This is a genomic window from Sulfurimonas iocasae (assembly GCF_047716755.1).
Classification (GTDB): Bacteria; Campylobacterota; Campylobacteria; order Campylobacterales; family Sulfurimonadaceae; genus Sulfurimonas.
In genome coordinates this window covers 153,139-167,759 of sequence record NZ_CP180409.1, presented here as the reverse complement: position 1 = coordinate 167,759, position 14,621 = coordinate 153,139, and the positions used below count along the sequence as shown (strand labels likewise).

Annotated in this window: 20 protein-coding genes; 8 read left to right on the top strand and 12 right to left on the bottom strand. The window is 33.7% G+C overall.

What is annotated here, in order from left to right; genetic code table 11:
* Nucleotides 1-58: 58 nt before the first annotated feature.
* Nucleotides 59-1,168: a GGDEF domain-containing protein gene (locus ACLHDE_RS00915; protein WP_415397285.1), complete on the top strand. Its 1,110-nt coding sequence runs from the start codon at nucleotides 59-61 to the stop codon at nucleotides 1,166-1,168.
* Here ACLHDE_RS00915 and ACLHDE_RS00910 read toward each other — a convergent pair.
* From ACLHDE_RS00910 to ACLHDE_RS00895, 4 genes are all read right to left on the bottom strand, one after another.
* The gene (locus tag ACLHDE_RS00910; protein ID WP_415397284.1) at nucleotides 1,165-1,701 is read right to left on the bottom strand and encodes a YaeQ family protein; all 537 of its coding nucleotides are present in this window, start codon (nucleotides 1,699-1,701) and stop codon (nucleotides 1,165-1,167) included. The genes ACLHDE_RS00915 and ACLHDE_RS00910 overlap by 4 nt on opposite strands.
* A 102-nt stretch (nucleotides 1,702-1,803) precedes the next feature.
* On the bottom strand, nucleotides 1,804-2,163 hold the full coding sequence (locus ACLHDE_RS00905; RefSeq protein WP_415397283.1) for a DUF6488 family protein: 360 nt from the start codon (nucleotides 2,161-2,163) through the stop codon (nucleotides 1,804-1,806).
* 10 nt (nucleotides 2,164-2,173) lie between these two features.
* Complete coding sequence (locus ACLHDE_RS00900; protein WP_415397282.1) at nucleotides 2,174-2,944, bottom strand: HupE/UreJ family protein; 771 nt, start codon at nucleotides 2,942-2,944, stop codon at nucleotides 2,174-2,176.
* 47 nt (nucleotides 2,945-2,991) lie between these two features.
* Nucleotides 2,992-3,333 (bottom strand): hypothetical protein, encoded by a 342-nt coding sequence (locus tag ACLHDE_RS00895; protein ID WP_415397281.1) that lies wholly within the window; start codon nucleotides 3,331-3,333, stop codon nucleotides 2,992-2,994.
* A gap of 108 nt (nucleotides 3,334-3,441) precedes the next feature.
* Here ACLHDE_RS00895 and ACLHDE_RS00890 point away from each other — a divergent pair, with 108 nt between their 5' ends.
* Nucleotides 3,442-3,606, top strand: coding sequence for a hypothetical protein (locus ACLHDE_RS00890; RefSeq protein ID WP_415397280.1), 165 nt, complete (start codon nucleotides 3,442-3,444; stop codon nucleotides 3,604-3,606).
* An 84-nt stretch (nucleotides 3,607-3,690) separates the two neighbouring features.
* On the opposite strand, the gene putP is transcribed toward ACLHDE_RS00890, so the two are convergent.
* From putP to ACLHDE_RS00860, 6 genes are read right to left on the bottom strand one after another with little or no spacing between them, the layout of a single operon-like run.
* The gene (putP, locus tag ACLHDE_RS00885) at nucleotides 3,691-5,160 is read right to left on the bottom strand and encodes a sodium/proline symporter PutP (protein ID WP_415397279.1); all 1,470 of its coding nucleotides are present in this window, start codon (nucleotides 5,158-5,160) and stop codon (nucleotides 3,691-3,693) included.
* A gap of 37 nt (nucleotides 5,161-5,197) precedes the next feature.
* A complete protein-coding gene (locus ACLHDE_RS00880; protein WP_415397278.1) occupies nucleotides 5,198-5,893 on the bottom strand; it encodes a hypothetical protein in 696 nt (231 codons plus the stop codon).
* Entirely contained in the window at nucleotides 5,890-6,183 is a 294-nt protein-coding gene (locus tag ACLHDE_RS00875; RefSeq protein WP_415397277.1) for a hypothetical protein, read from the bottom strand. Before ACLHDE_RS00875 ends, ACLHDE_RS00880 begins: the two co-directional genes overlap by 4 nt.
* Nucleotides 6,180-6,350 carry a hypothetical protein gene (locus tag ACLHDE_RS00870; RefSeq protein ID WP_415397276.1) on the bottom strand — a complete coding sequence of 57 codons (171 nt, stop codon included), beginning with the start codon at nucleotides 6,348-6,350 and terminating at the stop codon, nucleotides 6,180-6,182. Before ACLHDE_RS00870 ends, ACLHDE_RS00875 begins: the two co-directional genes overlap by 4 nt.
* Entirely contained in the window at nucleotides 6,351-6,734 is a 384-nt protein-coding gene (locus ACLHDE_RS00865) for a hypothetical protein (protein ID WP_415397275.1), read from the bottom strand. It abuts the gene before it with no gap.
* Complete coding sequence (locus ACLHDE_RS00860; RefSeq protein ID WP_415397274.1) at nucleotides 6,734-7,741, bottom strand: Lrp/AsnC family transcriptional regulator; 1,008 nt, start codon at nucleotides 7,739-7,741, stop codon at nucleotides 6,734-6,736. Before ACLHDE_RS00860 ends, ACLHDE_RS00865 begins: the two co-directional genes overlap by 1 nt.
* A 131-nt stretch (nucleotides 7,742-7,872) precedes the next feature.
* Here ACLHDE_RS00860 and ACLHDE_RS00855 point away from each other — a divergent pair, with 131 nt between their 5' ends.
* The gene (locus ACLHDE_RS00855; protein WP_415397273.1) at nucleotides 7,873-8,442 is read left to right on the top strand and encodes a precorrin-2 dehydrogenase/sirohydrochlorin ferrochelatase family protein; all 570 of its coding nucleotides are present in this window, start codon (nucleotides 7,873-7,875) and stop codon (nucleotides 8,440-8,442) included.
* On the top strand, nucleotides 8,439-8,840 hold the full coding sequence (locus tag ACLHDE_RS00850; RefSeq protein ID WP_415397272.1) for a hypothetical protein: 402 nt from the start codon (nucleotides 8,439-8,441) through the stop codon (nucleotides 8,838-8,840). The genes ACLHDE_RS00855 and ACLHDE_RS00850 overlap by 4 nt, the downstream gene beginning before the upstream one ends.
* Before the next feature lie 6 nt (nucleotides 8,841-8,846).
* On the opposite strand, the gene ACLHDE_RS00845 is transcribed toward ACLHDE_RS00850, so the two are convergent.
* Nucleotides 8,847-10,052 (bottom strand): MFS transporter, encoded by a 1,206-nt coding sequence (locus ACLHDE_RS00845; RefSeq protein ID WP_415397271.1) that lies wholly within the window; start codon nucleotides 10,050-10,052, stop codon nucleotides 8,847-8,849.
* Between the two features lie 126 nt (nucleotides 10,053-10,178).
* Between ACLHDE_RS00845 and ACLHDE_RS00840 the strand changes: the two genes are divergently transcribed.
* Nucleotides 10,179-10,820, top strand: coding sequence for a hypothetical protein (locus ACLHDE_RS00840; protein WP_415397270.1), 642 nt, complete (start codon nucleotides 10,179-10,181; stop codon nucleotides 10,818-10,820).
* Nucleotides 10,821-10,879: 59 nt separating this feature from the next.
* On the opposite strand, the gene ACLHDE_RS00835 is transcribed toward ACLHDE_RS00840, so the two are convergent.
* Nucleotides 10,880-11,773, bottom strand: coding sequence for a glycosyl transferase (locus ACLHDE_RS00835; RefSeq protein ID WP_415397269.1), 894 nt, complete (start codon nucleotides 11,771-11,773; stop codon nucleotides 10,880-10,882).
* Between the two features lie 120 nt (nucleotides 11,774-11,893).
* On the opposite strand from ACLHDE_RS00835, the gene ACLHDE_RS00830 reads away from it, so the two are divergent.
* The 3 genes from ACLHDE_RS00830 (at nucleotide 11,894) to ACLHDE_RS00820 (ending at nucleotide 14,507) form a co-directional block, all read left to right on the top strand.
* On the top strand, nucleotides 11,894-12,673 hold the full coding sequence (locus ACLHDE_RS00830; RefSeq protein WP_415397268.1) for an SDR family oxidoreductase: 780 nt from the start codon (nucleotides 11,894-11,896) through the stop codon (nucleotides 12,671-12,673).
* Nucleotides 12,673-13,593: a helix-turn-helix domain-containing protein gene (locus ACLHDE_RS00825; protein ID WP_415397267.1), complete on the top strand. Its 921-nt coding sequence runs from the start codon at nucleotides 12,673-12,675 to the stop codon at nucleotides 13,591-13,593. Before ACLHDE_RS00830 ends, ACLHDE_RS00825 begins: the two co-directional genes overlap by 1 nt.
* 101 nt (nucleotides 13,594-13,694) lie before the next feature.
* Nucleotides 13,695-14,507 (top strand): SDR family oxidoreductase, encoded by an 813-nt coding sequence (locus ACLHDE_RS00820; protein ID WP_415397266.1) that lies wholly within the window; start codon nucleotides 13,695-13,697, stop codon nucleotides 14,505-14,507.
* Nucleotides 14,508-14,621: the final 114 nt, after the last annotated feature.

Sequence of the window (14,621 nt, the reverse complement as noted above, 5' to 3'; positions counted from 1 at the left end):
TATAACACACACTTAAATACATAATGATATAAAATATTAATAATTAAAGAAGTAAGGAATGTCCACAGATTACAAAAATATATTTTGTTCCTATAACCTCTTTGCCTTTAAAGACTCTAAGCTACAAGAAAAGTTCAATGAGTGGAGAAGACCCTCAAGACTCAAGCATATATCTGCAATTAGCATTTTGACGGCGTCGCTGTATTTAATCTTTTCATATATAACAAGATCTTTTATTCCTGCTGATATTTTACCTTTAGCAACACTAGTGCATGTTTATTTAGTTCCATTTATACTACTTCTTATAGCTCTACTGGCACATTTTAGAGTACGATATTATTTAATGACTTTTTTACTAGTCATTGCTCCTATAATAGCCTCTGTAGGGAATATGATAATCATCTCAAAATTTGATGGATATACGACTTACCAAACAGAGCTTTATCTAATCATTTTTTGGGTTTTTACCGTATCTGGACTAAAATTTATTCATGCACTTATTAGTGGATTATTCATTTATGTTAGTGCAACTATTAGTGCCTATGCAATATACCCTCTAAATACAGAAGCTTTTGTTTTACACCATTTTTGGATGATAGCTTCTCTCTCTTTTGGTATCTTAGGTGGATATCTTTTAGAGTCATCACAAAAAACAATCTTTTTAAAAAAAGAAGAACTTGAAAAAATTGCTATTACTGATAGACTAACTGGGCTTTATAACCGCGTAATGTTTGATAAAGTAATTTCTGATGAATTAGAAAAGTCTAAGAGGTATAAACGAACTTTTGGACTTATAATGCTTGATATTGACTTTTTTAAAGATATTAACGATACATATGGTCATTTGGTAGGAGATGATGTTTTAATAGAGTTTACAAATATCCTAAAAAGACATACTCGCTCATCTGACACAATAATAAGATGGGGAGGAGAAGAGTTTATAATCCTCTCTTTAGAAGTAAATAAAGAAGCTTTGATGACTCTGGCTGAACATATACGCAAACAAGTACAAGAGCATGACTTTAAAACTGTCGGTAAAAAAACGGTAAGTCTCGGTCTTACACTAAACAAAAAGACTGATAATATAAACTCTATTTTACAAAGAGCCGATCAAGCTCTATACCTTTCAAAAAATAGTGGACGAAACAAAACTAACTTTTTAGCTTAGCTTTCCTTCCATCTATCTTCTGTAATAGCCACACTAAGCTCATCATCGAGAAGTGTTAGCTCACCGTCGCTTATATTACACTGTAAAACCATTGCTCTTTTTGCAAGAGCTTCTAAGTCTCCATCTATGTTTAGATTTATTACAGATAGATTTTTAAAACGTTTAAGAACTTTCTCTGTCTGCTTCCACCATGAAGATGCACTTGCGTCTTGGTAAGTATAGATGATTACTTTATCAGAGCGTCCACACGCTTTTTTAATACGTTTTTCATCTGGTTGACCAAGGTCTATCCAAAGTTTTATATCTCCATCTAAAGCTTTTTGCCATAAGTCTGGCTCATCATCTTGAGAAATTCCTTTACAAAACACTAAGTCATCATTTGCATTTAGTATAAAAGTGATTAAACGAACCATCAATCTATAATCATTTTCCGAAGGATGTTTTGCAAGTGTAAAGTTATGCTCAGCATAGTAGTGAGAGTCCATATTGGCGATGTTTAGTGAGGCTTTGTGAATAGTTGCATTTGCAGCCATATTTTTCCTTGAAGTAGTTATATATTAATAGCAAGAGTATAGCGAAGTGTTGCTTCTTATTAAGCTAAATCAGCCTGTAAAGACTACAGACTGACTTGCTGATTATTTACCTGTGTAATTAGCACCTTTTATCATGCCGTTTCTGCTTACAAATATATATAGTGTCTGTCTGCTTTTCTTTGCTAACTTAGTATTTTTAAAACTAACTACCCAATCTTTTTTGTAGTTGACTTTACTTATTTCCATCTTATCTACAGGAGTGTTCTTCCAACTCTTAGCTATCTTCTTTTGTTTTACGAGACTATTAACTTTTTGTTTTGCTATCTCTTTTATATTATCTTCACTAACTACTTTTTGTTCATGAGAGTGTCCATGTTCTGCATGTGAGTGTTCTGAACTCGCAAATAGTGATGTAGATGCTACAAGCACCGCGATAAGTGCTGTTTTTATTAATATTTTCATTTTTATCCTTTTATAGTGAGTCGTATATATACTCTTTTTGTTTAGCTTGCATATCCATATGTATATGCTTGTGAGCGTCCTTGTTAAACCCAAATTCCTCTTCATTTGTTGTATGAAGATAACCGTGTAATTGCATAAGTAAGAGCATAAAACCAACAAACATCAAAAAGTGATTTGTCACTTTACTAAGCCTGAGAAAAGAGTCTCTCTTTCTCCACTGTGTAAGTATTGCCAGCATAAAAATCAGAGCAATAATCTGTCCTAGTTCAACACCAACGTTGAAAGAGATGATTCTAAGTAACATATCTTCATTTTGCTCACCTAATGGCAACTGCTGTAATCTTGTTGATAGTCCAAACCCATGAATAAGTCCGAATAAAAGAACCATAACTAATAAGTTTGGAGACTTTACACCAAGATAGTTTACAAAGCCTTTGTTGTTGTCAAATGCTTTGTAAATAACACTAATTGCAATAACTGCATCTATAAGATAGTAATTTGCATTAATACCCATAAATGTAGCAAATATTAGCGTAATACTGTGTCCGATTGTAAATATACTAACAAACTTAATAACATCCTTTGGGGTTGTTAGGAAAAAGACAACTCCAAATAGAAATAGTAAGTGGTCATACCCAGTTAACATATGTGTGGCTCCAAGCCAGATATAGCGAAGGTTTCCGCCATCTATCATTGCCTGTTTATCTGCTTCTGAGATGCCATGTGCATACATGAGTGTACTAAAAAGCAGAGATGCCACGAGTAGAAAAAATATTTTCATTTCGTTCCTTAATAATTGTAAAAATTTAAATAGTTGAAGTTAGTAAGTTATGCTCTAGGAGGACGAAAAAGTCTCTCTAAAATAGGATTTGGAATCCAAGGGCTTGTTTCGTAATATGATTCTTTTAAAGAGAGATGAGCAAAGAGATCTTTATTTTGAGAAAATGTGTAAAAGTCCGCATAGTTTATGACCATTTGAGAATGACTATGTTTATGGTTGTGAGTGTTTCCATTGTGGAAATGATTGTGTTCATGCGTATCTACATGCTCATGTATTGAGCACTTAGCCCTATCAGCATAATTATGATTTTGTTGCACGGAAGATCTTGCGTAAATACTACTTCCTATCAGATGCAAAATCAATAAGATAATAATCACATAGTTTTTCATCACAAAATCATAACATAGAAAATACAACAATTAAATTTGCTATAATTTTAAGATAAAACGCTAAAAAAGTGCACTATGGGCTGGACTTGTCAACATGATTATAAAGGTATGTGTAAACTTGTAAAGAAGCCTTGTATACCAGGAATGAAGAGCTGTACACTAAAGAGTAGTGAATATATTTTTACTACAGGTAGCTATGAAGATGATAAAAAAGCTGCTCAAGATAAACAAGAACAAAAAATTGACTTTGCAACTCTTGCTAAAAGTAACTAAGTACAATACTCTAATACCAACACAAACTGTGCGAGCATAGTATATGAGATTTTTAAACTCTGTATGGATAAAAGTTTAAAAAGACTATTTTTCTAGTCGTTTGTGCACTTGTGTAAATGCTTCTTTTACATAATCTGGAGAACTCTCACTAAATCTGCTGACTATTACAATTGCTATAGATGCAAAGATAAAACTCGGCAGCAGTTCGTAAAGGTCAAAGATGCCACCTTCAAGCTGCTTCCATACTACTACACTTATAGTACCAGTTAACATTCCAGCAATTGCCCCAGCTCTTGTAATCGTTTTACTATAAAGGCTAAAAATGATAAGTGGACCAAAGGCTGCACCAAATCCTGCCCAAGCGTATGAAACTAACTGTAAAACATTAGAGTTTTTATCTGTAGATATATACCAAGCTATAACTGCAATAACGATAACTGTTCCACGTCCAACCCATACCAACTCTTTATCTGAAGCATTTTTTCTAATTACAGCATGATAAATATCTTGGGTAAGAACAGAAGATGAAACTAATAACTGTGAATCTACCGTACTCATAATCGCTGCTAATATCGCAGCAAGTAAAAAACCTGCTATCCATGGATTAAAGATTAATTGAGAAAGAGTAATAAATATTTTCTCACTATCTTGAAGGTCAATACCGCTTGATAAAACATAAGCATAACCAAAAAAACCGACTGAGAGAGAACCAACAATAGAGATGCCCATCCAACTCATACCTATAAGTTTTGCTTTATCCATTTCATTTTCATCTCGAATTGACATAAAACGTACCAATATATGTGGCTGTCCAAAATATCCAAGTCCCCATGCCAAAAGTGATAAAATGCTAATCAAGGAAACTCCACTTAGTATATTAAGGTGACTTTGATTACTCATTTGGATTAAACTTAAGGCTTCACTAACACCGCCTATTTCATAAATGACTACAATTGGAGTAATAACTAAAGCTAACATCATTAAGATGCCTTGAATAAAGTCTGTCCAGCTAACAGCGTTATAACCTCCTAAAAATGTGTAAGAGACGATAATAAAACTTCCTATAATCAAGGCAGTTGAATAATCTAGTTGAAATGTAGCCTCAAAAAGTTTTGCACCACCGACTAGACCTGCAGATGTATAGAGAGTGTAAAACAGTAAAATGACAATTGCCGTAACTACACGTAAAGAATTTTTATCATCTTTAAAACGAGAGGAGAAATAATCGGGAATAGTAATAGCATCATTTAAGTGATGAGTATATACACGAAGAGGTTTAGCGACATAGTGCCAATTTAAATAGGCTCCTATTAAGAGTCCTACAGCAATCCAACTACCTACTAGTCCATCACTGTACATCATACCAGGGAGCCCCAGTAAGAGCCATCCACTCATATCTGAAGCTCCAGCGCTTAATGCCGTTACTCCAGGACCTAAACCACGGCCACCTAGTATATAGTCACTAAGGTCAGAGGTTTTAAAGAAGAAGTAAAAACCTATTCCAACCATAACAAGCATATATCCAACAAATGATATTAGTAAGGGTGTTTCCATTATTTTCCTTTTATGCTATGTTATACCATAAAACTCATTATTCCCAAAATTTAAGAGGATTTGGATGCAAGAAAGTGTAGTTTAATCTTTTGATTATTTTCTCTGATGATACAACGCGGTATGTTCTTCCTTCAAAAGTTCCAAGTTCAAGATTAAAAATTTTACAGTTTTTTTTATGTACTTCTGAGCGAAGCGGATGCAAAGGAGCGACAAGATTGAAAATGTCGTTTACGACTTGACTCTCTAAAATCTTTTTAATTATCTTTATAACATCATCACGGTGGATATAGTTTACCTCTCCATCGCAAAATATTGAAACACTTTTCCACTTTCCAGAGATTCTATCTTCACCCATAAGTCCACCAAGACGAAGTATGACTAACTTATCTCTAAGCCCTTGCATTAGCTCTTCAGCCTCTTTTTGAAGCCCTCTTTTTGTGATATTCGCACTCTCATCCACGTTAGTGTCAAACTCTCTATATACAGAAGTAGAACTCATCAGTATAATGTTTGAAATTGGAGATGAAAGTTTTGCTATTTTTTGAAGTGTTTGGAGGTAGTTATCTTTTGTATTTATGGCGATGATTATAGTATCACTCTGCCAGAATATAGAATCGTCACTCGTAGTCTCTCTAGAGTAACATTCTACTTTAAAAGTATCAGATAGTTCTTTAGATAATGGATTTCCAAGCCAGCCACAGCCAACTATACCAACACTTTTTCTATCTATCATTTCTTTGGATTATTTATTTGATAGCTTTTTTTTATCTTTAACATTTCATATACAGAGACTTCATCGCCCGCTTCTTCGATAAGAATATCAGTATCAGCAAACTGACCCTTCATCTCTTTGATATCTTTGTATCCAATAGGTTTTATTTCACTCATAGCAATATTTATTGATCCTGCCCACATAATGACTATCATAATCCAGACAGTCTTTTTTGCCCCTGCATAAACACCTATAAAGTGAAAAGCAACACTTAAAATAATTCCAATAGTCAGTATTATACTCAAACTCATTTACTTAAATCCTCTCCTCTTGGTTTCATCGTTTGCATCTCAACACCTGTATCTCTAAGCATCTTATCACCAAAGCTCATCACACCCATAGTCCCGGCTAACATCAATGCCACAACTATAAAAAGAAAGATAAATGCCATTGAGTAGCGTTTTAGTACATCTAGCATCTACTTAGGTACTATCCCGTCAAATTCTATACATCTTGACGTATGAAAGTCTCTCTCATAATCATCATTTTTAAATTTATCACCTTCAAGTCTCCAGCCTAACTCTTTAGAAAGCAGGACTGATCTTGAGATTGTTCTACGCATCTTGTTTTCACAAATTACTGTCTCGCCGTTGTTAAAAATGTCTTTAACACCCTCCATACGACTAGTTGTCATATAATAGTGAATTGAAATCATAGTAACAAGGAACATAGACACCATTGTCATTCCACGGCTAAAAGCTACTTTTGGTACAAAGTCTCTTGTTGTTACAATGGCTGTGACAACAAGAATAAAAATTCCTATAACTATATATACTATCTCTAGCTCAAAAAATAATTCCATTATGCTTCCTGTTTATCGTGCTGTTTTTCCCAAGCTTCAATAGCCGGGGTAAAGTACTCAATACGCACTTTTTTAAACTCTCTTGAGCTGTAAAGTGGCATATGAGATTTAGCATCTATTTCGTTCGCCATTTCCGCGATGATGCTGTTTGTTTCTTCTTTAGTCTTTCCATGAACCATAGTAAATAGATTATATGGCCAATTTGCGTACTTAGGACGAAGGTAGCAGTGACTTACAGCACTAAATGCTGCAGCAGTCGCTCCTATCTCCTCACCGTTCGTCTCATCTACATCCCAAACAACCATAGCGTTTGCATTGAAACCTGCTTTTCTATGGTTAAGTATAGATGCAAATCTTCTCATGATTCCAGCCTCTTGGAGTTCTTTGAGGATTGAGAAAAATTTGTCATAATCTATATCAAGCTCATCAATAATTTTTTTGAATGGTTCACTTACCATATCTATATCATATTGAGCCTTCTGGACGATAGCATGATGAAGAGGAGTCATATTTATCTCAGTATGAACAACTTTTTTAACTTCTTCTTTTTTCTCATCTTTTCCAGTTGTGTTTAGTTTAACATTAATTTTGAAAAGTTTTAGAGTCGGAAGCATAATGTAGTCATCTGCCTCTGTAAGCTCTGCAAGAATCTCAACTGTTCTATCAAGACCTAGCTTAGAATCAGGCGAAACACCGAGAGTAAACCAAATATTAAACTCATGATTTCTTTCGTAGTTGTGAGAGATACCAGGATGCGAATTAATAATTTTAACTGCAGCACTTATCTTCTCTTGAGCGACTTTAAAAGCTACTAAAGAAGATTTATAACCCAATCTTTTTGTGTCAAATATAGCAGATGTTTGGCGAATAATATTACTTTTCTTTTGCTCTTGTAAAATATCTAAAACTTCTTCTTCACTCATACCTAGTTCTTGGGCAATCACCTTAAAGGGTCTTGCAACTAAAGGAAACTTTTTCTGTATTCTAGATAGTATTTCGTCTTTCATATTTACATTCTTTTTATTGATTATTTTGTTAAAAGATTGTAATCTAATTTAAATTAATATCAGTTGATGTACATCAAGTTTGTAATTTTACAGATTATGCTATGATGTTGTCAAAAATATGAAAGAGAAACATGGCTTATTTTCCGGCTTTTCTAAAATTAGACAATAAAAAGATACTTATAATTGGCGGTGGATACATAGCTTATGAAAAGTTAGACCATCTTTTAGACTTTACAAAAGATATTTCCGTAATTGCACTTGACCTTTGTGAAGATATGGCTAAAGGCATAAAAGATAATCATCTAGCTTTTGAGCAAAGAGCTTACAAGAGTGGTGATATAAAAGATTTTGCAGTTGTTATAGTTGCAGTTGATGACATTCCTCTTCAAGCAGAGATATTTGCAGAGTCAAAACAGTATAACTGTCTGTGTAACTCTGTGGACTCAGTTGACTACTGCGACTTTATCTTTCCATCTTATGTAAAAAAAGATGATTTAACAATTGCTATTTCAACATCCGGTGCATCTCCTGCGATGGCGAAGCATCTAAGAATGTATCTGCAAAACCTTATTCCAGAGGGAATAAGTGATTTTTTAAAAGAGATGAAAGATTTAAGAAAGACTTTGCCAAAAGGTAAAGATAGAATGAAGATGCTTGATAAAAAAGCAGAAGATTATATTAAACAATGGAGTAGTAAATGAGCGAAGAAAAAAGTGGAATGAGTTTAGTAAAAAAGGCCTTTATATTTGGACTGCTATCAGCTTTTTTAATAATGGGTATCCTTTCAATGAAAAGAGCTATGCCTGAGGAAAAAAATGAAAGAATATACAAAGCATTTAAAGTTCATAGTCCTTACCAACTAGAAAAAAGAATGGGTGGCTTAACTATTTTAAATTTAAATGATCCAGAGAATAAAGAGAAACCTAGTGCAGCTGAAGTTCTTCACCGCTTAGATGAACTTGACCAAGAGTGGGCTAAAGATCATCTTAGTGTTGAGAACAATACTCTTTTAATAAGTAAAGAAAACAATACAACTATAGAAATTTCTATAGAAACACCAAAAGAGAGAGCCTTTATAAAAAGCTTTTTTGGCATCTAGCTCTTACTAGTCTTTTAATTTAAAAGAAAAATATAACGACAGAAACAGCATTGCAGTTGCAGTGCTATAAAGCACCGTATAACTAAAAAAATGTAAAATAACTCCGCCTATTATTGAGAAAAACAACCCAAATGAAACAACATTAATATGGATGGCTACATATACAGGTCTTTTCTCAGCAGGTGCAATAGAAAGTATAAGATTCCCAGATGCTATACGGTTTCCATCAAGTGCAGCTCCAACTATAAAGAAAACTGCCATATATTCATAGAGTGAAGATGCATTAAACGCTATTAAGATAGCGATAATCTGCAGAGATATAGAGATGTTAGCAGTTAGCTTGTTTAGCCCATGTCCGCTAAGTCTTCCCCATAAAAAATTACTAAGCATTGCCCCTATCATCTGTGTAGTGATAAGACTACCGATAGCTACACCGTCAAGTTCTATCTTCGTCTGTGCATCTAATATGATAAACGGAAGAGCTATGAGGTAAGCATAAGCTAGTAGAAAAGTCTTTAGCTGTATCTGCAGGTTTTTATCTTCTTTAAGAGTTATCCAAGAGTTATGAAGAAACTTTTTAAAAGAGTTCTCCCTCTTAGCTACTTCCTCTTTTGCAGGCTCATCAATAGTTCCAAAAGAGAGATAACCAAAACCCATAATGAACGAGCTTATAATGAAGAGATATCCATAACTATACGGTGCTTCAAAAGTATGTATTATCCAACCAGCTAATGCTCCACTGACAAGACCGCCTGCCCCACTAAAAAATTGGCGATACGCCATAGTTTTTCCACGGAATCTATGAGAAAAAATCTTGGCAATAATATCTTTAAAGTATATCGCTCCAAAACCTGCACTAAAAGAGAAGATAAAAAGACCTATACCGATGGAAAAAAGTGTCAAGTTTGGAGAGTTCTCTCCAAAGACTATGATAGCTACACCGATAAAAAACCAAGCTAAAAATCTAATTATAAAAACACGTCTGATGTAAGGCATCATAAGAGAGTAACTCTGTGCCTGAAATGCTGCAAAAAGCTGAACTACAACAGCCCCACCACGAAGCAAAGCCGCAAAAAAACCAACCAGCATCGAGCTACCTCCAAAGTAGTTAACTATAAGAGGTAAAATTGTAGAAGGCTCAGCTATTGTAGTACCGATAGTAAGGAAAAAGCCGTGAAGTATGTTTCTAATATGGTTTGAAGTCTTATCCATTTCTGGCCTTTAAATATGTTTTTTGTAATTATAGTGGAAAGTTTACTGACTTAATATAGATAGAATACAATTTATATTATATAAAGTTACTTTGTATATAATTTAGTTTAATAATAAAGGAAGGAAATGAAGATATTAATTAATGTAATGATAACTATACTAGTTGTTTTAAATTTAACTGGATGTGTAATACCTGGTGTGCATGGTATTCCAAATGGTGGAGCAGCTGCAATAATTAGAGAACCTGTATGGTTATCAGGTATAAAAACAAGTGATATTGGGTACAGTTCAAACTTTCCAAAAGCAGAAGAAAACGAATATTTAAAAACAATAAAAGCAGGATATTGGCTAGCAAATACTAATGGTAAGAGATCTCAACTGGTTTATTATTTTAAAGTGAAAGTTAAAAAACCATTTTCAGATCAAAAAGTATGGACTAAAATGATATTGTCTAATCCATCAAATATAAGGAATATTGTATATACTCATTATTTGAATAAAACAGATAAAAATACTAGTGCTACTCATCCTACAGTATCAAATGTAAAATTAAATCAAAAGTATAATATGATATTAGAAGTATATAGTGATAAGGAGAGAACTAAACTAATATCAAAATTAAATCAAAACATAATTTCTCCAGTTGATAATACAAGTGGGTGTATTAAATTAAATAAAATATTTAAAGAAGAACAATATGGATATTTAGTTGATGGTAAGACTATATTAACGCTAGATCATTTAATAATATGGTGTGATAAAAAATAATAAAAAACCTCTTGTTCCCAAGCTCCTGCTTGGGAACAAGAGGTTTCTAAAATATTCTATTAGTTTAGTTTTTCCCAAGCCTCATCAATACTAGAAGCATTTTCAGTCACGAAAAGATAAACTGCAGCATTTAGTTTTGCGAGCTTCATGTACTCATCTGATGGATTGTTTAACTGATTTAGAGAATCTTCTAAAGTTATAGCATCCCATGATTTTGTGTAGTTGATTCCGTAGTCTGCAGGGTCAACTATGACCTCATCTACATCACCATCGTTTGAAATCCATAGACGACCTTTGCTAAACAGCTCTGGAGTTCCTTCATTTCCTTGGATAAGTGCAAATCTCTTATATCTGTCAGAAAATATATCTACGTATTTTTTTACATACGGCTTATGAAACACACCTGTTATAGCGTACTCACTGTTAGCAACACGAGGAAGTTTTTCTATAGTGTTAAAACCGCTGCGAAGTCCAAGTTTCATACGAAGTTCAGTTAAGTCACTCATCTTAGGAAAGAAGTCTGCTCGGTCAAAGTAGTGAGCGTTTTTGCTTAGTTCTATATTTGTACAGATATCTTTGATAGTTATCCCGCCTTTTGCAGGTGTAAGCTCATCTCCGATTACAACAAGATTAAGTCCTGACTCTTCAAGAATTTTTGCTACAAGTGCAAATATATAAGGATTTTTTGCTTTTCCATCAAACGGGTAACCAAGCTCTAAAGAGTTAGCAACTGTAGTTTTTTCTATGTAAGCGTCACAAGCTTCTATAGCTCCACGGAACTCTGTAGTCGTCTCAGGTTTTAGTCTCCAACCTAAAAGAAATGCAGCCGATTGTTCACTGGGAATAGACTGATTTAAAATCTGATCCATCATGTCTTTAGACTCTTCTAAAGTCAGGTCTCTATTACCTTTTGGTCCTGTTCCAACAGCATGTATGTACTTGAAAAAATCCATGTTTATCCTTGATATATATCTATTTATTTTTTTAACCGATATGATATACTCTTAGCCTTAAGTTTGAATTAGGAGTTTAGCATCAAAAAAATAGTTCTTATTACAGGTGCAAGTTCTGGTATGGGTAGAGCTACTGCTGAGTATTTATCAAAACATGATTTCATAGTATATGCTGGAACTCGCAGTATTAAGAACCTAGAAGATTTAAACCATAAAAATATTATTCCTATTTATTTAGATATTACCGACCAAGAGAGTATAGACAAAGTAACAGGCCTTATCTACAAAGAACATAAACAGATAGACGTTCTTATAAACAATGCAGGATATGGACTTGTCTCTACAGTCGAAGATGTTACTGAAGAAGAGATGCTTTCCCAGTTCAACATAAACGTATTTGGTGTGCTTAGAGTTTGTAAGGCTGTCATCCCCATCATGAGAGAAAAAGAGGATGGTGTTATCGTCAACATCTCTTCATTTTTAGGGAAAATCGGTCTTCCGCTTCTTACTATGTACAACTCCAGTAAGTATGCAGTTGAGGGTATTACTGATTCTCTTCGCTATGAGCTAAAAGAGTTTAACATCAGAGTTCACTCTATCATGCCTGGCTTTTTTGACACTAACTTTGCAAGAGGAAACCTTGTCACAAATGCAAAAACTTTTGATAAAAACTCTGCATATTCATCTCTTGTATCTAACCTTGCGCCTGTTATAGTCGAGCAGATAAACAGTGGTAACTCTGCCGTAGAGATAGGTGAGATGATTTTAGAAGTCATAAATAACGATAAGTTTCCAGCTCGTGCAACAATAGGCGATAAAGCTAAAAAGTTTATCCCTATGAGAAGAGAGCTTAGCGATGAAGATTTTGAAAGACGTGTCAGGGAGCATTACAATATATAATGGATAGTTTTTTCTTCAACATAACAAATACCAGCTATAAAATAACCAAACTGCTTGAGACAAAAAAAGAGCATGTTACAAGAGTAGATATTTCAAACGGCATAGTCTTTTTTAACATACTTTTAAACTCCTCTCAAGACCAAGTCTATCATGTAAAAAATCTTGACAGGATGATAGCTATACCCGTTAGCAAAAAAGGTTCTTTTACTATAGACGACCATCTCCAAAAGAAGTGTTTTGAAGTTAAAGAAAACAGCATAGATATTTTTATATCTTCAAGACAAGATTTATCTCTTAGAATAAAAAAAGAGACAGATGTGGAGATATTTGTTCTTTTTGTTGCTGACTTTATTTTAAAAAGATATTTGAGCTCAGATGCAAACGAAGTCATAAACTATCTCTACGACAAACTCCAAGATGAAATCTCATGTGAGCTTGTGGACTCTCACCCCATAGATGCTATGAGTCTACACATAATAGACAAAGTACTAAATACAAAAGCAGATGCGTATATGAATAGCATCAGATGTGAGCATAATATTTTAGAGTTTATGATTCACAGATTTGGGCTTTTAGATATGGTTGATAATGAACTTAGCGATGATGAGATTTGTATATCAAAAACTTCTAAAGATATTTTACTGCGCAGTTTTTCTACACCACCAAGTATCCAGATACTAGCTCACCTTTGTGCGACTAATGAGACAAGTCTAAAAAAGATTTTTAAAAAAGTCTATAAAACAACTATCTACGGATATATACAAAAACTTCGTCTTGAAAAAGCCAACTTGCTTTTAAAAGAAAAGTCTCTAAACATCGGTGAAATTGCCAAAGAAGTCGGCTACAAACATCAAGGACATTTCTCAAAACTCTTTTTTGAGCACTATGGCATCTATCCAAAAGACCTACTAAAAAAATAATTCCTCTAGTGCTAAAATAAAATTCTTCTACTGCTAAAAAAGTATTGAAGGTAACTTCTGGTTTATATATACTCTAGAAAATCAAACCTTAGGAGTTCAAAATGTCAAAAGTAGTTTTAATAACGGGTGCAAGTTCTGGAATGGGAAAACTAACAGCAGAATTTTTATCTGATAACGGTTATACAGTATATGCAGGAACGAGAGATGCAGATGCAATCAGTAATAATTCTTCACTTAAAAATATCTATATAGATGTAACAAAAACAGATACTATAAATAGTGCTGTAGAGACTATAATCATAAACGAAGGTAAAATTGACGTTCTTGTTAACAATGCAGGATACGGACTTTTAGCAACTGTTGAAGATGGAACTGATGAAGAGATGTTTAACCAGTTTGATGTAAATGTATTTGGTCTTTTAAAAGTTACTCGCGGGGTTCTTCCGTATATGAGAGAAGCAAAAAGTGGAGTTATTATCAACATCTCTTCGTTCTTAGGTAAAATTGGTCTTCCACTTTTAGCACACTACAATGCTTCAAAATATGCAGTTGAAGGTATAGTTGACTCTTTAAGATTTGAAACACTACCTTTCAATGTAAGAGTTCACTCTATTCAATCTGGACTTTTTGGTACAAACTTTGTTAAAAATGGACTTGTTGCAAATGCTAAAACAACTGCTAAAGACTCACCATATGAAAAGTTAGTATCTCACTTTGTACCAATCGTTGCAAAGGTTATAAATGAAGGTCCAAATCCTCAACCCATAGCAGATGCTGTAAAAAATATCATTGAAGATGAGAACTCTAAAATATTTATACCTGTCGGTGCTGAAGCTGAAACTTTTATTCCTTTGAGAAAAGCATTAAGCGATGAAGCATTTGAGATAAAAGTAAAAGAAACTTTTGGCATCTAGCTCCTGATTTTCCTTAGTTCAAAAGGTTTATTATATAGATAATATTTCCTTTTGTGCTAAAATAAAATCCTTCTGTTGCTAAAAAGTTATTGCTATCTTTTTTCATTTGTCCTA